Here is a 20917-nt window from a genome sequence, read left to right on the forward strand (position 1 = left end):
CCTTGCAGGCGATTAACCTGATACGCTAAGGGAGATATTATGCAGAAGAAATTAAAAGTCGTAACCATTGGTGGCGGCAGCAGCTATACCCCGGAATTACTTGAAGGTTTCCTGAAACGTTATCATGAATTACCGGTCAGCGAATTATGGCTGGTGGACGTTGAGGAAGGTCAGGAGAAGCTGAATATTATTTTCGATCTGTGCAAGCGCATGGTGGAAAAAGCGGGCGTGCCTCTGACCGTGCATAAAACCCTCGATCGTCGTCTGGCGCTGAAAGATGCGGATTTCGTCACCACCCAGCTGCGCGTCGGCCAGCTGAAGGCACGTGAGCTGGACGAGCGTATTCCGCTGAGCCACGGGTATCTGGGGCAGGAGACTAACGGCGCAGGCGGCCTGTTTAAAGGCCTGCGTACTATCCCGGTCATTTTCGACATCGTCAAAGACGTACAGGAGATCTGCCCGAACGCGTGGGTCATTAACTTCACCAACCCGGCCGGCATGGTCACTGAAGCGGTCTATCGTCATACCGGCTTCAAACGTTTTATCGGCGTCTGCAACATTCCGATCGGCATGAAGATGTTTATCCGCGACGTGCTGGCGCTGACCGACAGCGACGATCTCTCCATCGATCTGTTCGGCCTGAACCACATGGTGTTTATTAAAGATGTCATCGTGAACGGAAAATCGCGCTTTGCCGAGCTCCTCGACGGCGTGGCCTCCGGTCGTCTGACGGCGGCATCGGTGAAAAACATCTTTGACCTGCCGTTCAGCGAAGGGCTGATCCGCTCGCTGAATCTGCTGCCTTGCTCGTACCTGCTTTACTACTTCAAGCAGAAAGAGATGCTGGCCATCGAAATGGGCGAGTATTATAAGGGCGGCGCGCGTGCGCAGATCGTTCAGAAGGTTGAGAAGCAACTGTTCGATTTGTATAAAGACCCGAACCTGAACGTCAAACCGAAAGAGCTGGAGCAGCGCGGCGGGGCCTACTACTCCGATGCGGCATGTGAAGTGATCAACGCCATCTACAACGACAAGCAGGCGGAGCACTATGTCAACGTGCCGCACCACGGCCATATCGACAATATTCCGGCTGACTGGGCCGTCGAAATGACCTGCATCCTGGGACGCGAGGGCGCTAAACCGCATCCACGCATCACCCACTTCGATGACAAGGTCATGGGGCTGATCCACACCATCAAAGGCTTTGAAGTGGCGGCAAGCAACGCGGCGCTGAGCGGTGAGCTCAATGACGTGCTGCTGGCCCTGAACCTCAGCCCGCTGGTGCATTCTGACCGCGACGCGGAGCAACTGGCCAGCGAGATGATCCTGGCGCATGAAAAATGGTTGCCGAACTTTGCCGCCACGATCGAGAAGCTGAAGTTCAAACAGCAATAAGAGGACGCACAATGGAAAACCTGCTGATCGTTAATGCTGATGATTTTGGCCTCTCGAAAGGCCAGAACTACGGCATTATTGAAGCCTGTCGCCGGGGGGTTGTGACCTCTACAACGGCGCTGGTTAATGGTGAGGCGGTTGAACACGCGGCGCAGCTGAGCCGCGAGGTGCCGGAGCTGGGCGTCGGCATGCATTTTGTGCTGACGCTCGGGATGCCGCTTTCGCCAATGCCGGGCCTGACGCGCGATGGCCAACTGGGTAAATGGATTTGGGAGCTGGCGGAGCAGGGGGCTCTGCCGCTCGAAGAGATTGACCGCGAGCTGGAGTGTCAGTTCAACCGCTTCGTTGATGTGTTTGGTCAGGCGCCGACGCATATCGACAGCCATCACCACGTGCATATGATCCCGGCGATTTTCCCGCTTGTCGCCGGGTTTGCACAGCGCAAAGGCGTGGCGATGCGCGTGGATCGCGAGGTGCAGGGATTGCCGGACTGCACCGTTACATCCACTGAGGGGTTCAGCAGCGCGTTTTACGGCGACGAGATTGACGACGCACTGTTCCTGAAGGTGTTGGATGATTCCGCCGCGCGGGGTGAACGGTCGCTGGAGGTCATGGCACATCCTGCCTTTGTCGATAACACCGTGCGTAAAAGCGCCTACTGCTGGCCGCGTCTGGCGGAGCTGGATGTGCTGACGTCGCCGTCGTTGAAATACGCCATTGCCGAGCGCGGGTATCGGTTGGGGACGTTTGGGGATCTTTGAGATTAAGCCCGGTGGCTGCTTCGCCTTACCGGGCCTACAAAAGCAATCGACATGTAAGCCGGGTAAGCGCAAGCGCCACCCGGCTTTTTTACGCCGGAATCTGATCGATCTTGCTGCTTCGCGACCAGACACGGTGCGCGGCGAGCAAATCAAACAGCTTCGTCATAAAGGCATCGTCAACGTTATCTCCCTCGACAATCCCGTCCTCACCCTGATCGGCCACCTTCAGCTGCGCTTTGAACTGTCGCGCGTCGCCGGACAGCGCGATCGGCTTCAGGTGCTTATAGGCTTCCAGCAGATAATAGACGGCGTCGCCGTTGGTCAGCAGGCTGGCAATATCCCCGCACGGCACGATCACCGCATCGACGGTCAGCGATGGCGCACCGGCAAAGGTCGCCGCGACCGGCAGCACAGAACCATCGTCGGCCGTCACTTCACCCATGCGGGAATAGAGCAGTTTGGCATGCACGCCCTGGGTTTTCAGCGCCTGCATAATCCCCAGCACGTCGCTGGCGCGGGTTTTGTCGTTCAGCAGAATGGCGACCACGCGGCCTTTAATCGAGCCGCCCGGCACCGCATACAGGCTCAGCGACGGATCTTTCTTCACGCCGTTAACCTCTTTCGGCGGAGCAAGGTTAAGTTGCTCATCGGTCAACGTAATGCCCAGGTTATCCGCGACGCTCTGGGCAAGCTGAATATCAATATGCGCCAGCTGATCGACCACGCGCTCGCGGATGTAGGTGCGCACCACTTTACTCAGCTCGAAGCTGAAACCGCCGATGATGTGCTGTTGCTCAATCGGCGTCTGGCTGTTCCAGAACAGGCGAGGGTGGGCGTAATACTCACCGAACGAGGGGCTGCGCTCGCGAATTTTATTGCCATCGATACGCTCCTGATACGATTCGAATCCACCGCGTTTCGGTCCGGGAGGCGTTTCACGCGGCCAGTTATCGTTGATGGAGTTCGGCTCATAGTTTGCCGGGTTGGTATCAATATCCTGACGGTGCATCCCGTCGCGCTGGAAGTTGTGATACGGGCAGGTTGGGCGGTTAATCGGAATTTCGTGGAAGTTCGGCCCGCCGAGTCGGCTAATCTGCGTATCGGTATAGGAGAACAGGCGTCCCTGCAGGAGCGGATCGTTGGTGAAGTCCAGCCCCGGCACGATATGCCCCGGGTGGAACGCGGCCTGCTCGTTTTCGGCAAAGAAGTTATCCGGGTTACGGTTAAGCACCATTTTACCCACCAGCTGCACCGGCACCAGCTCTTCCGGGATCAGCTTCGTCGGGTCCAGAAGGTCGAAATCGAACTTAAATTCGTCCTCTTCCGGTATGAGCTGCAGGCCAAGCTCGTATTCCGGGAAGTCGCCCGCTTCAATGGATTCCCACAGCTCACGGCGATGGAAGTCCGGATCGCGCCCGGTCAGCTTCTGCGCCTCGTCCCACACCAGCGAGGCTTTACCCGCGACAGGCTTCCAGTGGAAGCGGACAAATGTGGCTTTCCCCTCGGCATTGATCAGACGGAAGGTATGGATACCAAACCCTTCCATGGTGCGGTAGCTGCGCGGAATGCCGCGGTCTGACATCGCCCACATCACGTTGTGTAAGGTTTCAGGCTGCAGGGAAACATAGTCCCAGAAGGTGTCGTGCGCACTTTGTCCCTGCGGTATGGCCCAGTGGGGCTCCGGTTTTACCGCATGGACAAAGTCAGGAAATTTATGCGCGTCCTGAATGAAAAACACCGGCGTGTTATTGCCGACCAGATCGAAAATACCCTCTTCGGTATAAAACTTGGTGGCAAAGCCGCGGATATCCCGGACGGTATCTGCTGACCCCGCGCCGCCCTGCACGGTGGAGAAACGCACAAACACCGGGGTGATTTTATCCGGGTCGGAGAGGAAATCCGCTTTGGTGATCGCTTTCAGGCTCTTGTAGGGCTGGAAGTAGCCGTGCGCCGCGGAACCGCGCGCGTGGACGATGCGTTCCGGTATCCGCTCGTGGTCAAAATGGGTGATTTTTTCCCGCAGGATAAAGTCTTCCAGCAGGGTCGGCCCGCGCGTGCCTGCGCGAAGGGAGTTTTGATCGTCAGCAATGCGTACGCCCTGATTGGTCGTGAGCGCGAAACCTTCACCGCCTTTTCGGTGTGGTTCAAGAGATTTCAGCTTCTCGTTTCCCGTGTCCGGCGATTTCATGCTTCCCGGTGCGGTAGGCTGTTCGCCCGGTGCGGAGGGACCAGGGGAGGGGCGGTGAGAGCCGTCAGCAGGGGCGAGAGAGTCCATACCCGGTTGAGATTCTTCAGTGCCATGAATGGGTGATTGATGTGTTTTATCTTTGTTCGACATTGCACGCTTCTCCTTTATCCATTGCTAAAAACCCTATTAAGGATAGAACAATGTCGCGACATGGTTCGCGAACTAAGAGTTTTCATATGCTGTGATTAGCGAAAGGAGCCATCTCACCCACTCGGAGCGCGACGGAAGGCAGCAGGATCGGCTATCATAGAATTTTCCTGCTTCAAGAATTTGCTTTAGTGAATCCGTTGCTTATGAAACCTCTTCGTCAACAAAACCGCCAGGTTATTAGCTATGTGCCCCGCGTTGAGCCCGCGCCGCCAGACCATGCCCTGAAAGTGGAGGGCTTTCGCGATGTGTGGCAGTTACGGGGGAAATACGTGGCCTTTGTGCTGGTCGGCGAGCATTTCCGTCGCTCTCCCACCTTTACGGTGCCGGAGTCCGCACAGCGGTGGGCGATGCAGATCCGCCAGGATGAAGAGGTTGAAGAATAACAGCCATAAAAAAACCGCCATCAGGCGGTTTTTTTATTTCTAACGTGTTTAGCGGTGCGCCAGCTCGGCGTCGTCTTCACTTTCCAGAATCGCTTTGTCGGTCTGCTTCAGCCACTGGCTGGTCAGCGTACCGGCGGTCATGGAGCCGCTCACGTTCAGCGCGGTACGACCCATGTCGATCAGCGGCTCAACGGAGATCAGCAGGGCGACCAGCGTCACGGGCAGACCCAGCGCAGGCAGCACAATCAGCGCGGCGAAGGTTGCGCCTCCGCCAACACCCGCAACGCCTGCGGAGCTTACGGTGACAATCCCGACCAGCGTGGCGATCCAGACCGGATCCAGCGGGTTGATGCCGACTGTAGGAGCAACCATTACCGCCAGCATCGCCGGGTACAGACCCGCACAGCCGTTCTGACCAATGGTGGCACCAAAGGAGGCAGAGAAGCTGGCGATAGATTCAGGCACGCCCAGACGACGGGTTTGCGCTTCCACGTTCAGCGGAATAGATGCGGCGCTGGAACGGCTGGTGAAGGCAAAGGTCAGTACCGGCCAGACCTTACGGAAGTACTTCAGCGGGCTGACGCCGTTCACGCCCAGCAGGATGCCGTGCACCACGAACATAATGCCCAGGCCGAGATACGAGGCGACAACGAAGCTGCCCAGCTTAATGATGTCCTGCAGGTTAGAGCCGGCAACCACTTTGGTCATCAGCGCCAGCACGCCGTAAGGGGTGAGTTGCATGACCAGACGGACCAGCTTCATCACCCAGCTTTGCAGGGTGTCAATTGCGGTCAGCACGCGTTCGCCTTTTGGCGCATCGTCTTTCAGCAACTTCAGCGCCGCTACGCCCAGGAACGCGGCGAAAATAACCACGCTGATGATCGAGGTTGGGCTCGCACCGGTCAGGTCAGCAAACGGGTTCTTCGGAATGAAGGACAGCACCATCTGCGGCACGGTCAGGTCAGCCACTTTCCCAACGTAGTTGGTCTGAATCGCGTTCAGACGCGCCGTTTCAGCGGTACCCTGAACCAGACCTTCTGCAGTCAGGCCAAACAGGTTAGTGACCAGCACACCCACCAGCGCGGCAATCAGCGTGGTGAACAGCAGCGTGCCGATGGTCAGGAAACTGATTTTTCCCAACTGGGTCGCGTTATGCAGGCGGGCAACGGCGCTCAGAATAGAGGCGAAGACCAGCGGCATAACGATCATCTGCAGCAGCTGGACATAGCCGTTACCGACAATGTTGAACCACTGAATGGAATCTTTCAGAACTGGATTATCGGAGCCATAAATTGCCTGTAATGCCAGACCAAATACGACACCCATGGCCAGACCAACCAGCACCTTTTTCGCCAGGCTCCACTGTTTGTGGCGCGCCTGCGCGAGAAGCAATAGCAATACAGCGAACACAACGACGTTCGCGATGAGTGGAAAATTCATCCCCGTTCTCCTGATTTATTATCGGGTCGGTTTTTACCGATCCTGTTGGCGGAAGGTTAGCAGAAGTGTGATGTAGCGCTTATATCCAAATGGAATGGGTTATGACAAATGGGATAATTTTGTTGGTTTACTGTTCAATCTGGTGATGAATAAAGCGATTGAACTGAAATTGCAGCGAATTAATCATCTGGGAAGACCAGCGGACTGCACTGTTTTCGGGCAACGTTTGCGGCATCCAGACGGCGTAAGCAAACAGCGCCATGCACAAGACGCGCTCCAGCTGGTTCCCTTTCTGCGGTGCGAGAATGGGAAAACGGAAGCGCCAGCGGCAGGGCCACAGCAGCGGTACGCCCGCGGGCGTCAGCATATCGGCCAGAATATGGCTTAAATATCCCAGCACCATCCCCTGAATGGCATCACCGGGGACGATCCAGCTTTCGGGCACTTTTAAATAGAAAAGCGTCAGCAGGCCAAACACGGCCAGCAGGCTGTGCGTAAACCCCCGGTGGCCAAACGCGCGGGCGATGGGTTTCGATACCCACTTCAGGCGCTGTCCGAGGAAGGACTTGGGGTGGTCGATGTCGGGCAGCAGACAGGTCAATACGGCGGAAGGGACGATATGCCACCAGTCCCCCTGTGCCAGCACGGGGGTGAGTTCAGCGTTTTTGGCAAATACTGCGCACGCGATAGAAAAAAGCAGGTGGCCTTCCGCCGTCATGATAAAACCCACAAAACTGTCAATTCATACAGTATAGGGTTTTTATACAGTAGGCGGAAGAGGTGACGGTGTAACTGTTTGTCACAAACCGGAGGAGGGCGTTAACCGCCCTGCAGATGGCGCGCCGTCAGTTCTGCCAGTGAATGTAGCTTCACATCGGCAAGCGCGAACCGGGGATCGTGGCGGCCTTCTTCCGCAGGCACCACAATGGAACGCATCCGCGCGGCTTTAGAGGCCACCATGCCGTTAACGGAATCTTCCAGCGCAACGCAGTTGAGGGGATCCAGACCGAGCTTAGCGGCACAGTCCAGATAGACCTGCGGGTGCGGCTTGCTGTAAGGCAATTTCTCAGCGGAGGCAAGCGCGTCGAAACTGTCGCGCAGTTCAAACATGATGAGCACTTTTTCCAGCATATGCAGCGGTGAAGCCGAGGCCAGGCCGACCTTCAGTCCCTGGGCTTTACACAGCGCGACTGCCTCACGTACGCCTGGCAGCAGCGGCTTGCTCTCTTCTACCAGCGAAATGGCGCGGCTGATAATGCGCGCGGTCACTTCATCACGACCTGGTCCAGCCCACGGCTGTTGGGCATACCACAGGTCAACCACCATATCGATGCGCAGGCCCAGCGTATCGGGAAGTTCATTACGGCGGCTGATATCCACGCCCAGGCTGGCCATGACGTCCAGTTCAGCGCGATCCCACAACGGTTCGGAATCGATCAGTAATCCATCCATGTCAAAAATTGCGGCAAGAATTTGGCGCGGTGTCGACATCACAACGTCTCCTTATCCAGGGTGTTCGACAGACGATAAGTGCTAAGCACACTCTGCAATTTAGCATATTGCTTTTAAAGAGCGGGCGAAATTGATGACCAGCAGGTAGACTTAGGCACAAATAACGCGTCTTTATGAAGAGGAACTGATGACGTATCAACAAGCTGGACGCATTGCGGTCTTAAAACGTATTGCTGGCTGGGTGATTTTTATTCCTGCCGTCATTTCTACGCTGATTTCTGTACTCAAATTTATGTACGATCACAGCGAAAAACAGCCGGGTATCAATGCGGTTATGCTTGATTTTGCGCATGTGATGATTGAGATGATGCGTTTTAATACGCCATTCTTGAATGTCTTCTGGTTTAACTCACCCACCCCGGATTTTCACCATCAGCTGAATATCGGCTTTTGGGTGATATACGCCCTGATCTTTGTTGCGCTGGCGCTGCAGGCCTCTGGCGCGCGAATGAGCCGTCAGACGCGCTTTTTACGCGAGGGTGTTGAGGACCAGCTCATTCTGGAGCAGGCCAAAGGCCCGGAAGGCATGAGCCGGGAGCAGATTGAATCCCGCATTGTTGTGCCGCGTCACACCATTTTCCTGCAGATCTTCCCGCTCTATATCCTTCCCGTGATTATCATTGTGGCAGGATACTTCTTCTTCTCACTGCTCGGTTTTCTGTAACCGATACGGGTGGCGGCAAGGCCACCCGTTCGCGTCTCAGGCGGCAAGCATGCGCTCAAGCGCACGCTGTGCGTTAACCAGGTGTTCCCCACCAAAAAGTATGGCGCGGTTCATCAGCGTATAAAGCTGGTACACCGGTTGACGGTCGAGGAAGCCGGGCGGCAGGGGCGAAACCGACTGATACCCGTCGTATATCTGCGGCGGTTGTTCAGGGTGCAGCGGCAGCATGGCAAGGTCACACTCTCGGTCACCCCAGTAGCAGGCCGGGTCGAAGATATAGGGGCCGTTGGGGCCCAGCGCGCAGTTATCGGACCACAAATCACCGTGGAGCAGAGACGCCTGAGGCTGGTGGGAGGCCAGACGCTGCTGCACGTGCTCGACGATGGCGTCTATATTGCCAAATTCCAGCCCTTTCTCGGCGGCAAGCTCGAGCTGCCAGCCAATACGCTGCTCGGCAAAAAAGGTCGACCAGCGGCGCTGCCAGGCATTGGGCTGTGGCGTGGTGGAGAGGTCATTGTCAAAATCGAGACCAAACTGCGGCTGGTCGCTCCACTGATGGAGACGTGCTAGCTGCTGGCCAAGAATGAAAGCGTTATGGGCATCCAGCGGACGGGCGGGGAGATATTCCATGACCAGAAAACTGTAATCGCGGTCGCTACCGACGGCCAGCACCTGCGGGACCGTCACCGTTTTACTGCGCGACAACAGTTCAAGCTGATCGGCTTCGGCGGTAAATATCGGAAGCAGCTCACGTTCATCGCATTTTACGAAGAGATCGCGCCCTGCGTAGCGTAAATGCCACGCGGCGTGGATCTCTCCGCCTGGCAGTTCGTTACGCAGTTCAATTTCACCTTCACCCAGCTGCTCACTTAAAAGATGACTGATAGCCTGCCACATGTTGACTCTCCCATGTTGTCTGCCAGATCATAAAGTTAGCGCATTATTGCGGTAAAAAAATACGAACTAACGCACACCTGAGCGGTTTAATTTCATACAGGGCACTTATTGTTCTTTTTTCTGCCAGCTTTCCCAGGTGTCGACGTCAATTTCGGCTGGCTTGTCGGTCACACTTTCCACCAGACTGGCGGCCAGCGCATGAACCTCTTCTTTATTCAGGGCACCTATCAGACCAAATGCCAGGGTGCCTAAATCATGAATATTGCCCTCGTCATCCGTGAGCGTGAGGAGAAAATTAGCCCGGGTGAAGGCGTTGTTGAGCTCATTCAGCTCGGTCAGCGATGCTTCATGAAGGTTGACGGTTACGACGTAGCGGGTGATGTCACCACTGCTCATAATTCACCTCATTGTTATCATGGAAGTTTTCTTAGCATAGTCGATAGTTTGCGTTTGGCGACTCGGTGATGACATTCCCCTCCATAAGGATGAAGGGGAACAGGGGTTAATTTCGGGACAGATAATCGACAATTTTTTGCGTATCGGCCAGCGAACAGAGACGCGTGCCCTGGTTGATGGTAGCGGCGCTACCCGCCGCCACTCCGTAGCGCGTCATCTCCTGCAGTGACGCGCCCTGCGCCAGCTTAAGCGTCATCGCGCCTACCATGCTGTCACCCGCGCCAACCGTGCTCTGGCTCTTCATTGGCGGAGGAACAACCTGAACGGACGACGTTTCATCGACGGCCAGTGCCCCCTGCGGACCAAGGGAAACCACCACGCGCCGCGCTTTGCCGCTGCGCACCAGCTCCTGCGCGGCGGTGCGCACATCGTCAGGCTGCGTCAAGTCGCGGTTGACCAGCGCGCTTAACTCTTTCTGGTTGGGTTTGACCAGTTCAAGATTGCCCGGCACTAAGGCCGCCTGCAGGGCCTCGCCGCTGCTGTCAACGATGCAGCGGATACCGCGTTGCTGCGCCGCCTGAATAAGCGCGGTTAATTTTTCCGTGCTGACGCCGGGGGGCAGGCTGCCGCTGACCACCAGCAGCGCGCCGCTTTCAATGGTCAGTACTTTCTCTTCAAGCTGACGAAACTCGTCATCGGTGAGTTTCGCGCCCGGCATGACAAACCGGTACTGCTCGCCGCTGGATTCAACGTGGACATGCAGGTTTTGCCGCGTCCAGTCTTTCGCCTCGACGGTCTCTACGGCAACCTGTTCATCTGCCAGCAGAGAGACCAGGTGTTCGCCGGTGGCACCGCCTGCGGGAAAAATGGCCGTGGCCTTGCCGCCGAGGTGGGTAATGGCGCGCGCCACGTTGATACCGCCACCGCCGGGCTCAAAGACCGGGGCGCTACAGCGCAATTTACCTTCCGGGTAAATCTGCGGCGTCAGGGTGGCGGAATCAAGGGAAGGGGAGAGCGTCAGGGTGTAGATAGAAACCATCATTACCTCCTTTTAGCATGGGTTCCTTTTAGTCTGGCACCATTTGTCAGGAAGGCAACGTAAATAACAGTATGATTTTAAATATGAATACTGAATAAAAGTAAGACCGGAGATATATAAAATAAAACGCTTTTTGGGATCGTTCTTATTCAAAAAATGAAATAAGAAAACATTGCTATGTTATTTGCGGCTTTTTATAATTTGTTACCTTTCTCTGGACGCCTTGTCATTGATCCTCAAGAAAGATTCCGGGACCGTGTGGTCTCTTTTTTTGTTGTACGGACTCCTTAATAAAATGAAGCTTTTAAAGACAGTTCCCGCTGCACTGATGCTGGCGGGTGGCGTGTTTGCGGCTATGAACGCGACCGCCGATGATTCCGTTTTTACTGTCATGGACGATCCCTCCACCGCGAAAAAACCGTTTGAAGGTAACCTGAACGCTGGGTACCTGGCACAATCCGGTAACACGAAAAGCTCTTCTCTGACGGCGGACAGTACGCTTACCTGGTACGGTAATACCACCGCCTGGTCTCTGTGGGGTAATGCCAGCAATACGTCCGCTAATGACGAACGTTCTTCCGAGAAATATGCGGTTGGCGGACGTAGCCGTTACAACATGACCGACTATGATTACCTGTTTGGTCAGGCAAGCTGGTTAACCGACCGTTACAATGGTTATCGCCAGCGTGACGTGTTCACCGCAGGTTATGGTCGTCAGTTCCTGAACGGTCCGGTACACAGCCTCCGTTTTGAATTCGGTCCGGGTGTGCGTTATGACGAGTACACCAATGGCGATACCAAAACCCAACCGCTCGGTTACGCTTCCGGCACCTATGCCTGGCAGATGACTGACAACACCAAATTTACCCAGGGTGTTTCTGTATTTGGTGCCGACGATACGACGCTGAACTCTGAGACGGCGCTGAACGTGGCCATTAACGAACACTTTGGTCTGAAAGTCGCCTACAACGTGACCTGGAACTCTTCACCACCCGAATCTGCACCGGATCATACCGACCGCAGAACCACGGTTTCACTGGGTTATAGAATGTAATGAAGACGGGCCGATGATCATGTCGGCCCGTTTATTCTGTCTGGTCTTGTGATGTCCCTTCTGATGAGCTGTATTCGCCCCTAACCCCAAATCATTGCCGCCCAACGGAGTAACAGCATTGCGCCGCAGATGGCGATCAGCACCAGCACCATTTTCCAGTGTTTTACGGCAAATCGTTTTGTTGGCATAACCTAATCCTTGTTCGTTGATACCCACAGTCTACCAAACAGGGCCGAAATATGCCCCTACTCAGGAACGATTGGGTTATGCCAGCGCAGGGTTCGGCTCAGAACCAGTGGAATCGTTCGGCGAGAATCAACAATAAACCTGTGGCGGAAAGGATGTTTAAAATCACAACCGTTCTACTGGATACGTTCATAGTATGCACCTTTGGGTTTAAAGACCTGTTCAAGATTAGCCCAGCATCTTTGAAATGCGAGCACCGGGATCATGCGACCTGCAAATTCATGCGAAAGTGCCAGCACATCAATCTGCCAGCAGAGGGTGCAATCTCCCTTTTGTTAGTGTTAACATTGCAAGGCTTGCCGTATATCCGGCGTTGTCTGATTTTCCGGCAGGTGAATGATGACGAACCAATTTGACGATTGTTGGTCAGATGGTGTCGTAATCTATTGTCAAATCACGATTATTTTCTTTGTATATGCTCTTATGTGTGGGGCATCACTGCAAATAAGGATATAAAATGCCTGTAATTACTCTTCCTGATGGCAGCCAACGCCATTTCGACCATGCTGTTAGCCCAATGGATGTTGCCCTGGACATCGGTCCTGGTCTCGCGAAAGCGACTATCGCCGGCCGCGTTAACGGTGAGCTGGTAGATGCCTCCGATCTGATCGAAAACGATGCGACGCTTGCGATCATCACCGCAAAAGATGAAGAAGGTCTGGAGATCATTCGTCACTCCTGCGCGCACCTGTTAGGCCATGCCATCAAACAGCTGTGGCCAAACACCAAAATGGCGATCGGTCCGGTTATCGATAATGGTTTCTACTACGACGTTGACCTTGACCACACCCTGACTCAGGAAGATATCGACGCGCTCGAAAAACGTATGCACGAGCTCGCCGAAACAAACTATGACGTCATCAAGAAGAAAGTCAGCTGGCACGAAGCGCGTGAAACCTTCGTGAAGCGTGGCGAGAGCTATAAAGTCTCGATTCTTGACGAAAACATTTCGCATGATGACAAGCCTGGCTTGTACCATCACGAAGAATACGTCGACATGTGCCGTGGACCGCACGTGCCGAACATGCGCTTCTGTCATCACTTTAAGCTGATGAAGATCGCCGGCGCCTACTGGCGTGGCGACAGCAACAACAAGATGTTGCAGCGTATCTATGGTACCGCGTGGGCCGATAAAAAAGCCCTGAACGCCTACCTGCTGCGCCTGGAAGAGGCGGCGAAGCGTGACCACCGTAAAATCGGTAAGCAGCTTGACCTGTACCACATGCAGGAAGAAGCGCCGGGTATGGTGTTCTGGCATAACGACGGCTGGACCATCTTCCGTGAACTGGAAACTTTCGTACGCTCCAAGCTGAAAGAGTACCAGTATCAGGAAGTGAAAGGCCCGTTCATGATGGACCGTGTGCTGTGGGAAAAAACCGGCCACTGGGACAACTACAAAGATGCGATGTTCACCACCTCGTCTGAGAACCGTGAATACTGCATCAAGCCAATGAACTGCCCGGGACACGTTCAGATCTTCAACCAGGGTCTGAAATCCTACCGTGACCTGCCGCTGCGTATGGCGGAGTTCGGTAGCTGCCACCGTAACGAGCCATCAGGTGCGCTGCACGGTCTGATGCGCGTGCGTGGCTTTACGCAGGATGATGCGCATATCTTCTGTACCGAAGATCAGGTTCGTGACGAAGTTAACGCCTGTATCCGTATGGTCTACGATATGTACAGCACCTTTGGCTTCGAGAAGATCGTGGTCAAACTCTCAACGCGTCCGGAAAAACGTATCGGTAGCGATGAGACCTGGGATCGCGCAGAAGCGGATCTCGCCGTGGCGCTGGAAGAGAACGGCATTCCGTTCGAATACCAGCTGGGCGAGGGCGCATTCTACGGTCCGAAAATTGAATTTACCCTGTATGACTGCCTCGATCGCGCATGGCAGTGCGGTACTGTACAGCTGGACTTCTCCCTGCCGCAGCGTTTAAGCGCCTCTTATGTTGGCGAAGACAACGAGCGTCAGGTGCCGGTAATGATTCACCGTGCCATTCTCGGTTCTCTGGAGCGCTTCATCGGCATCCTGACCGAAGAGTTCGCCGGCTTCTTCCCAACCTGGCTTGCGCCGGTGCAGGTGGTGGTGATGAACATTACCGATTCTCAGGCAGATTACGTTAAAGAATTGACGCAGAAACTACAAAATGCGGGCATTCGCGTAAAAGCAGACTTGAGAAATGAGAAGATTGGCTTTAAAATCCGCGAGCACACTTTACGTCGTGTCCCGTATATGTTGGTCTGTGGTGATAAAGAGGTGGAAGCAGGCAAAGTTGCCGTTCGCACCCGCCGTGGTAAAGACCTGGGCAGCCTGGACGTAAGTGAAGTGATTGAGAAGCTGCAACAAGAGATTCGCAGCCGCAGTCTTCAACAACTGGAGGAATAAGGTATTAAAGGCGGAAAACGAGTTCAAACGGCACGTCCGAATCGTATCAATGGCGAGATTCGCGCCCAGGAAGTTCGCTTAACAGGTCTGGAAGGCGAGCAGCTGGGGATTGTGAGTCTGAGAGAAGCAATCGAAAAGGCTGAAGAAGCTGGAGTAGATTTAGTTGAAATCAGCCCTAACGCCGAACCGCCAGTTTGTCGTATCATGGACTACGGCAAGTTCCTTTATGAAAAGAGTAAGTCTTCTAAGGAACAGAAGAAGAAGCAAAAAGTTATCCAGGTTAAGGAAATCAAATTCCGTCCTGGTACCGACGATGGCGATTATCAGGTAAAACTCCGCAGCCTGATTCGCTTTCTGGAAGATGGCGATAAGGCCAAGATCACACTGCGTTTCCGCGGTCGTGAGATGGCCCACCAACAGATTGGTATGGAAGTGCTTAACCGCGTCCGTGACGATCTGAGTGAACTGGCAGTAGTCGAATCCTTCCCTACGAAGATCGAAGGCCGCCAGATGATCATGGTGCTCGCTCCTAAGAAGAAACAGTAAGGCCTTCAAGCAGCAAAATCTGTGGAGCCTTCGGGTTTCATAGGTTTTGTTCGCCTATGTTTCGTTTATTTAACAATGCGAAGTGGAAGTTATTAAAATGCCAAAAATTAAGACCGTACGCGGTGCTGCTAAGCGCTTCAAAAAAACCGGTAAAGGTGGTTTTAAGCACAAGCACGCTAACCTGCGTCACATTCTGACTAAGAAAGCTACCAAGCGTAAACGTCACCTGCGTCCAAAAGCCATGGTTTCTAAAGGCGATCTGGGCCTGGTCATCGCGTGCCTGCCGTACGCATAAGTCGTTTCGTTTAACTTTTTTAACTTAGAATAGATACAGGAGAGCACACATGGCTCGCGTAAAACGTGGTGTAATTGCACGTGCACGTCACAAGAAAATTTTGAAACAAGCTAAAGGCTACTACGGTGCGCGTTCACGCGTATACCGCGTTGCCTTCCAGGCTGTTATCAAAGCAGGTCAGTACGCTTACCGTGACCGTCGTCAGCGTAAGCGTCAGTTCCGTCAACTGTGGATTGCGCGTATCAACGCAGCAGCACGTCAGAACGGTATTTCTTACAGCAAATTCATCAACGGCCTGAAAAAAGCCTCTGTTGAAATCGACCGTAAGATCCTGGCTGACATCGCAGTATTCGACAAAGTAGCGTTCACCGCTCTGGTCGAAAAAGCGAAAGCAGCACTGGCATAAGCCAGTTGAGAGAGGGGGCCTGGCTCCCTCTTTTCATATAACCCTGTAAGAAGATTGACATTTACCCGTGCAGGCTTTTCAATAAGGTCTCAACGGTTTTTACCCAACAAGGTAACGCAAGCATGAATGCTGCTATTTTCCGCTTCTTCTTTTACTTTAGCACCTGACTTCAGGAGGCTAGCGCGTGAAAGATGAAACGAAAAACAGCGCCAGATAAGCCTCCCGATGGAGGCTTTTTTTGTGCCTGAATTTGAGAGAATAACTCCACCAAATCGGTGTCTGCACCGACATAATGAGGAAAATCATGTCACATCTCGCAGAGCTGGTTGCCAGTGCAACAGCCGCCATTAATCAGGCCTCAGATGTTGCCGCGTTAGACAATGTCCGCGTCGAATATCTTGGGAAGAAAGGGCACTTGACCCTTCAAATGACAACCCTGCGTGAGCTGCCGCCAGAAGAGCGCCCGGCAGCGGGGGCGGTGATTAACGAAGCCAAAGAACAGGTACAGCAGGCGCTGAACGCACGTAAAGCCGAGCTGGAAAGCGCGGTACTGAATGCGCGTCTGGCCGCAGAGACGATCGACGTCTCTCTGCCGGGTCGCCGCATCGAGAACGGCGGTCTGCACCCGGTTACCCGTACCATCGATCGCATTGAAAGTTTCTTCGGTGAGCTCGGCTTTACCGTGGCGACTGGCCCGGAAATCGAAGATGATTACCACAACTTCGATGCCCTGAACATTCCTGGCCATCATCCGGCACGCGCTGACCACGACACTTTCTGGTTCGACGCGACGCGTCTGCTGCGTACCCAGACCTCCGGCGTTCAGATTCGTACCATGAAGGATCAGGCACCGCCAATCCGTATTATCGCGCCGGGCCGCGTCTATCGTAACGACTACGATCAGACCCACACCCCAATGTTCCACCAGATGGAAGGCCTGATTGTTGATAAAAACATCAGCTTCACCAACCTGAAGGGCACGCTGCACGATTTCCTGAACAACTTCTTTGAGGAAGATCTGCAGGTTCGTTTCCGTCCGTCCTACTTCCCGTTCACCGAGCCGTCTGCGGAAGTTGACGTCATGGGCAAAAACGGCAAATGGCTGGAAGTGCTGGGCTGCGGCATGGTGCATCCAAACGTACTGCGTAACGTGGGTATCGATCCGGAAGTTTACTCCGGCTTTGCCTTTGGTATGGGCATGGAGCGTCTGACCATGCTGCGCTACGGCGTGACCGACTTACGTGCATTCTTCGAAAACGATCTGCGTTTCCTCAAACAGTTTAAATAAGGGCAGGACAGAACAATGAAATTCAGTGAACTGTGGTTACGCGAGTGGGTAAACACCACGCTGGACAGCGACGCGCTTTCTAACCAGATCACCATGGCAGGTCTGGAAGTGGACGGCGTTGAGCCGGTTTCCGGCGCATTCAACGGCGTGGTCGTCGGCGAAGTGGTGGACTGCGGCCAGCATCCTAACGCGGACAAACTGCGCGTAACAAAAGTAAACGTAGGCGGTGACCGTCTGCTGGATATCGTCTGCGGTGCGCCAAACTGCCGTCAGGGGCTGAAAGTGGCCGTGGCGACCGTCGGTGCGGTACTGCCGGGCGATTTCAAAATCAAAGCGGCTAAGCTGCGCGGCGAGCCGTCTGAAGGCATGCTGTGCTCCTTCTCCGAGCTGGGTATTTCCGACGATCACAACGGCATCATTGAGCTGCCGCTGGATGCGCCAATCGGCACCGATATCCGTGAGTACCTGAAGCTTGATGACAACACCATCGAAATCAGCGTCACGCCAAACCGTGCCGACTGCTTAGGGATCATCGGCGTGGCGCGCGACGTTGCTGTGCTGAACCAGACCGAACTGAACGCGCCAGACATTGCGCCGGTTGAAGCGACCATCAGTGACGTGCTGCCTATTCAGGTTGACGCTGCGGATGCCTGCCCGCGCTATCTCGGTCGCGTGGTGAAAGGCATCAACGTTAAGGCGCCAACCCCGCTGTGGATGAAAGAGAAGCTGCGCCGCTGCGGTATCCGCTCTATCGACGCCGTGGTTGACGTGACCAACTACGTTCTGCTGGAGCTGGGCCAGCCAATGCACGCGTTCGATAAAGATCGTATCGAAGGCGGCATTGTGGTGCGCATGGCGAAAGAGGGTGAAACCCTGGTTCTGCTGGACGGCAGCGAAGCGAAACTGAACGCCGACACCCTGGTGATTGCTGACCACAGCAAAGCGCTGGCAATGGGCGGTATCTTCGGTGGCGAGCATTCGGGCGTCAACGACGAAACCCAAAACGTGCTGCTGGAGTGCGCGTTCTTCAGCCCGCTCTCTATCACCGGTCGCGCACGCCGTCACGGTCTGCATACCGATGCGTCTCATCGCTACGAACGTGGCGTTGACCCGGCGCTGCAGTACAAAGCAATGGAGCGTGCCACCCGCCTGCTGATCGACATCTGCGGCGGCAAAGCGGGCCCGGTGATCGACGTCACCAACGAAGCGACGCTGCCGAAGCGTGCGACCATCACCCTGCGCCGCAGCAAGCTGGATCGTCTGATTGGGCACCATGTTGCCGATGCGCAGGTGACCGATATCCTGAAGCGTCTGGGTTGCGACGTGACCGAAGGTCAGGGCGAGTGGAAAGCCGTTGCGCCGTCATGGCGTTTCGACATGGAAATTGAAGAAGATCTGGTGGAAGAAGTGGCCCGTGTTTATGGCTACAACAACATCCCTGACGAGCCTGTCCAGGCCGGTCTGGTGATGGGCACCCACCGTGAAGCCGACCTGTCCCTGAAGCGTGTGAAAACCATGCTGAACGACAAAGGCTACCAGGAAGTGATCACCTACAGCTTTGTTGATCCAAAACTGCAGCAGCTGATCCACCCGGGTCAGGAAGCGCTGATCCTGCCAAGCCCAATCTCCAGCGAAATGTCCGCGATGCGACTGTCCCTGTGGACGGGCCTGCTGGGCACTATCGTTTATAACCAGAATCGCCAGCAAAACCGCGTGCGAATTTTCGAAAGCGGTTTGCGCTTTGTACCGGATAATCAGGCAAATTTAGGCATCCGTCAGGATCTCATGCTGGCTGGCGCCATCAGCGGTAACCGCTATGAAGAACACTGGGACCTGGCAAAAGGCACGGTTGATTTCTACGATATGAAGGGCGATCTGGAAGCGATTCTGGATCTGACCGGTAAATTATCTGAAATTGAATTCCGCGCAGAAGCCATCCCGGCCCTGCATCCAGGCCAGAGTGCTGCCCTCTATTTAGACGGCAAACGCATTGGTTTTATTGGGGTTGTTCACCCTGAGCTGGAGCGTAAACTGGACCTGAACGGCCGTACCATCGTGTTCGAGCTGGAATGGAACCTGGTGGCAGACCGCGTGATTCCTCAGGCTCAGGACGTCTCCCGCTTCCCGGCAAACCGCCGTGATATCGCGGTTGTGGTCGCGGAAAATGTGCCCGCAGCAGATATTTTGGCCGAATGTAAGAAAGTTGGCGTAAATCAGGTAGTTGGCGTAAACTTATTTGACGTGTACCGCGGCAAGGGCGTAGCAGAGGGCTTTAAGAGCCTGGCTATCAGCCTGATCCTTCAGGATACCAGCCGTACACTCGAAGAAGAGGAGATTGCCGCTACCGTCGCCAAATGTGTAGAGGCATTAAAAGAGCGATTCCAGGCATCATTGAGGGATTGAACCTATGGCGCTTACAAAAGCTGAAATGTCAGAATATCTGTTTGATAAGCTTGGGCTTAGCAAACGGGATGCCAAAGAGCTGGTAGAGCTGTTTTTCGAAGAGATCCGTCGTGCTCTGGAAAATGGTGAGCAGGTAAAACTCTCCGGTTTTGGCAATTTTGATTTGCGCGACAAAAACCAACGTCCGGGCCGCAACCCGAAGACGGGGGAAGATATTCCCATTACAGCCCGCCGCGTGGTGACCTTCAGACCCGGCCAGAAGTTAAAAAGCCGTGTCGAAAACGCAACGCCCAAAGCAGAGTAATATGAACTAACTAAAAAGGCCGCCCACGCGGCCTTTTTTCTTTGCGCTCTTTGGTAAACCCGCCGTAAAATCAATTACATCTCACGCTACTAAAACCGTACACATGCTTGATTATGCCCATCACCAGCACCGTTCCGATCGGCGTCGCCTGCTTTTGCTGGTGCTGCTGCTCATTGTTGCCGCAGGCGTTAGCCTCTGCGCCGGTGACCGATGGATAGGGCCCGAAAGCTGGTGGGGGCCTGACGGACAGCTCTTCGTCTGGCAAATTCGTCTGCCGCGTACCGTCGCGGTGATGCTGGTGGGCGCCGCGCTGGCGCTGTGCGGCACTATAATGCAGGCATTGTTTGAGAATCCCCTGGCGGAGCCCGGGCTGCTCGGCGTGTCCAACGGTGCGGGCGTGGGGCTGATTGCGGCGGTAATGCTGGGCGGAGGCGAACTCTCCGGATGGCGTATTAGCCTGAGCGCGATCCTTGGCGCATTACTGATAACGCTCATCCTGCTTCGTTTTGCCAGACGGCATTTATCGACCAGCCGTCTGCTGCTTGCCGGCGTTGCGCTGGGGATCATCTGCAGCGCGCTGATGACCTGGGCGGTCTACTTCTCGACCTCCTTTGACCTGCGGCAGCTCATGTACTGGATGATGGGCGGCTTTGGCGGCGTCGACTGGCAGCAGGGCTGGCTGATGGCGCTGCTGGTGCCGGTCATCGTGTGGGCTGCCCTGCAGGCGCAGCCGCTGAATATGCTCGCGCTGGGTGAAACCTCAGCCCGCCAGCTGGGCATGCCGATTGGGTTCTGGCGTAATGCGCTGGTGATCGCCATTGGCTGGCTGGTCGGCGTCAGCGTGGCCCTGGCGGGCGCGATTGGCTTTATTGGCCTGGTGATCCCGCACATGCTCCGTCTGTGCGGCCTCACGGACCATCGAACCTTGCTTCCGGCCTCGGCGGTTGCCGGGGCCGTCACGCTGCTGGTGGCTGACATCATCGCCCGGCTTGCCCTGACGGCTGCAGAGCTGCCCATCGGCGTGGTGACCGCCACGCTGGGCGCGCCGGTCTTTATCTGGCTACTATTAAAAGCTGGACGTTAAATCGACAACCTGAGGAAATG

23 protein-coding genes and 1 other annotated feature are annotated in these 20917 nt (G+C 55.0%); of the genes, 14 read left to right on the forward strand and 9 right to left on the reverse strand.

What is annotated here, in order from left to right; all coding sequences use genetic code 11:
* Positions 1-39 precede the first annotated feature (39 nt).
* Both KGP25_RS09435 and chbG read left to right on the forward strand, forming a co-directional pair.
* The gene (locus KGP25_RS09435) at positions 40-1395 is read left to right on the forward strand and encodes a 6-phospho-beta-glucosidase (RefSeq protein WP_223540308.1); all 1356 of its coding nucleotides are present in this window, start codon (positions 40-42) and stop codon (positions 1393-1395) included.
* 11 nt (positions 1396-1406) lie between these two features.
* Positions 1407-2156: a chitin disaccharide deacetylase gene (chbG, locus tag KGP25_RS09440; protein ID WP_223540309.1), complete on the forward strand. Its 750-nt coding sequence runs from the start codon at positions 1407-1409 to the stop codon at positions 2154-2156.
* Between the two features lie 88 nt (positions 2157-2244).
* Here chbG and katE read toward each other — a convergent pair whose 3' ends face one another.
* Positions 2245-4494, reverse strand: a complete 2250-nt coding sequence (katE, locus tag KGP25_RS09445) for a catalase HPII (protein ID WP_223540310.1) — start codon at positions 4492-4494, stop codon at positions 2245-2247.
* Between the two features lie 203 nt (positions 4495-4697).
* Here katE and cedA point away from each other — a divergent pair, with 203 nt between their 5' ends.
* Positions 4698-4937, forward strand: a complete 240-nt coding sequence (gene cedA / locus KGP25_RS09450) for a cell division activator CedA (RefSeq protein ID WP_045336128.1) — start codon at positions 4698-4700, stop codon at positions 4935-4937.
* A gap of 48 nt (positions 4938-4985) precedes the next feature.
* Here the strand turns inward: cedA and tcyP are convergent, their stop codons facing one another.
* From tcyP to hxpB, 3 genes are all read right to left on the reverse strand, one after another.
* A complete protein-coding gene (gene tcyP / locus KGP25_RS09455) occupies positions 4986-6377 on the reverse strand; it encodes a cystine/sulfocysteine:cation symporter (RefSeq protein WP_111966872.1) in 1392 nt (463 codons plus the stop codon).
* 127 nt (positions 6378-6504) lie between these two features.
* Positions 6505-7095: a metal-dependent hydrolase gene (locus KGP25_RS09460; RefSeq protein ID WP_032644865.1), complete on the reverse strand. Its 591-nt coding sequence runs from the start codon at positions 7093-7095 to the stop codon at positions 6505-6507.
* A 101-nt stretch (positions 7096-7196) separates the two neighbouring features.
* Complete coding sequence (hxpB, locus tag KGP25_RS09465) at positions 7197-7868, reverse strand: hexitol phosphatase HxpB (protein WP_048027532.1); 672 nt, start codon at positions 7866-7868, stop codon at positions 7197-7199.
* Positions 7869-8016: 148 nt separating this feature from the next.
* On the opposite strand from hxpB, the gene KGP25_RS09470 reads away from it, so the two are divergent.
* Entirely contained in the window at positions 8017-8553 is a 537-nt protein-coding gene (locus KGP25_RS09470) for a YniB family protein (protein WP_048222644.1), read from the forward strand.
* A 36-nt stretch (positions 8554-8589) separates the two neighbouring features.
* Here KGP25_RS09470 and KGP25_RS09475 read toward each other — a convergent pair whose 3' ends face one another.
* The 3 genes from KGP25_RS09475 to pfkB form a co-directional block, all read right to left on the reverse strand.
* Complete coding sequence (locus KGP25_RS09475) at positions 8590-9450, reverse strand: fructosamine kinase family protein (protein WP_008500662.1); 861 nt, start codon at positions 9448-9450, stop codon at positions 8590-8592.
* 105 nt (positions 9451-9555) lie between these two features.
* Positions 9556-9846 (reverse strand): type V toxin-antitoxin system endoribonuclease antitoxin GhoS, encoded by a 291-nt coding sequence (ghoS, locus tag KGP25_RS09480; RefSeq protein ID WP_008500661.1) that lies wholly within the window; start codon positions 9844-9846, stop codon positions 9556-9558.
* A 106-nt stretch (positions 9847-9952) separates the two neighbouring features.
* Positions 9953-10885 (reverse strand): 6-phosphofructokinase II, encoded by a 933-nt coding sequence (gene pfkB / locus KGP25_RS09485; RefSeq protein WP_045910261.1) that lies wholly within the window; start codon positions 10883-10885, stop codon positions 9953-9955.
* 295 nt (positions 10886-11180) lie between these two features.
* Here pfkB and KGP25_RS09490 point away from each other — a divergent pair, with 295 nt between their 5' ends.
* A complete protein-coding gene (locus KGP25_RS09490) occupies positions 11181-11939 on the forward strand; it encodes a YdiY family protein (protein WP_021241081.1) in 759 nt (252 codons plus the stop codon).
* Positions 11940-12019: 80 nt separating this feature from the next.
* Here the strand turns inward: KGP25_RS09490 and yniD are convergent, their stop codons facing one another.
* Complete coding sequence (gene yniD / locus KGP25_RS09495; RefSeq protein ID WP_008500658.1) at positions 12020-12127, reverse strand: small membrane protein YniD; 108 nt, start codon at positions 12125-12127, stop codon at positions 12020-12022.
* A gap of 98 nt (positions 12128-12225) precedes the next feature.
* The gene (yncL, locus tag KGP25_RS09500; RefSeq protein WP_021241082.1) at positions 12226-12318 is read right to left on the reverse strand and encodes a stress response membrane protein YncL; all 93 of its coding nucleotides are present in this window, start codon (positions 12316-12318) and stop codon (positions 12226-12228) included.
* Positions 12319-12642: 324 nt separating this feature from the next.
* Between yncL and thrS the strand changes: the two genes are divergently transcribed.
* The 9 genes from thrS to btuC all read left to right on the forward strand — a co-directional run bounded on the left by thrS (position 12643) and on the right by btuC (position 20897).
* Positions 12643-14571, forward strand: a complete 1929-nt coding sequence (thrS, locus tag KGP25_RS09505) for a threonine--tRNA ligase (protein ID WP_025757343.1) — start codon at positions 12643-12645, stop codon at positions 14569-14571.
* A gap of 3 nt (positions 14572-14574) precedes the next feature.
* On the forward strand, positions 14575-15117 hold the full coding sequence (gene infC / locus KGP25_RS09510) for a translation initiation factor IF-3 (protein WP_023616141.1): 543 nt from the start codon (positions 14575-14577) through the stop codon (positions 15115-15117).
* Positions 15118-15214: 97 nt separating this feature from the next.
* Positions 15215-15412, forward strand: coding sequence for a 50S ribosomal protein L35 (rpmI, locus tag KGP25_RS09515; protein ID WP_001124225.1), 198 nt, complete (start codon positions 15215-15217; stop codon positions 15410-15412).
* Between the two features lie 49 nt (positions 15413-15461).
* The gene (gene rplT, locus KGP25_RS09520) at positions 15462-15818 is read left to right on the forward strand and encodes a 50S ribosomal protein L20 (protein ID WP_000124850.1); all 357 of its coding nucleotides are present in this window, start codon (positions 15462-15464) and stop codon (positions 15816-15818) included.
* A 117-nt stretch (positions 15819-15935) separates the two neighbouring features.
* Positions 15936-16060: a sequence feature (Phe leader region), on the forward strand.
* On the forward strand, positions 15941-15985 hold the full coding sequence (gene pheM, locus KGP25_RS09525; protein WP_001386830.1) for a pheST operon leader peptide PheM: 45 nt from the start codon (positions 15941-15943) through the stop codon (positions 15983-15985). (Overlaps the previous feature by 45 nt.)
* 62 nt (positions 16061-16122) lie before the next feature.
* On the forward strand, positions 16123-17106 hold the full coding sequence (gene pheS, locus KGP25_RS09530) for a phenylalanine--tRNA ligase subunit alpha (RefSeq protein WP_021241084.1): 984 nt from the start codon (positions 16123-16125) through the stop codon (positions 17104-17106).
* 15 nt (positions 17107-17121) lie between these two features.
* The gene (gene pheT / locus KGP25_RS09535) at positions 17122-19509 is read left to right on the forward strand and encodes a phenylalanine--tRNA ligase subunit beta (RefSeq protein ID WP_223540311.1); all 2388 of its coding nucleotides are present in this window, start codon (positions 17122-17124) and stop codon (positions 19507-19509) included.
* Between the two features lie 4 nt (positions 19510-19513).
* Positions 19514-19813: an integration host factor subunit alpha gene (gene ihfA / locus KGP25_RS09540; protein WP_003857805.1), complete on the forward strand. Its 300-nt coding sequence runs from the start codon at positions 19514-19516 to the stop codon at positions 19811-19813.
* 103 nt (positions 19814-19916) lie between these two features.
* Complete coding sequence (gene btuC, locus KGP25_RS09545) at positions 19917-20897, forward strand: vitamin B12 ABC transporter permease BtuC (RefSeq protein WP_223540312.1); 981 nt, start codon at positions 19917-19919, stop codon at positions 20895-20897.
* Positions 20898-20917 lie beyond the last annotated feature (20 nt).

The sequence above is a fragment of the Enterobacter sp. JBIWA003 genome (assembly GCF_019968825.1).
Classification (GTDB): Bacteria; Pseudomonadota; Gammaproteobacteria; order Enterobacterales; family Enterobacteriaceae; genus Enterobacter; species Enterobacter quasiroggenkampii.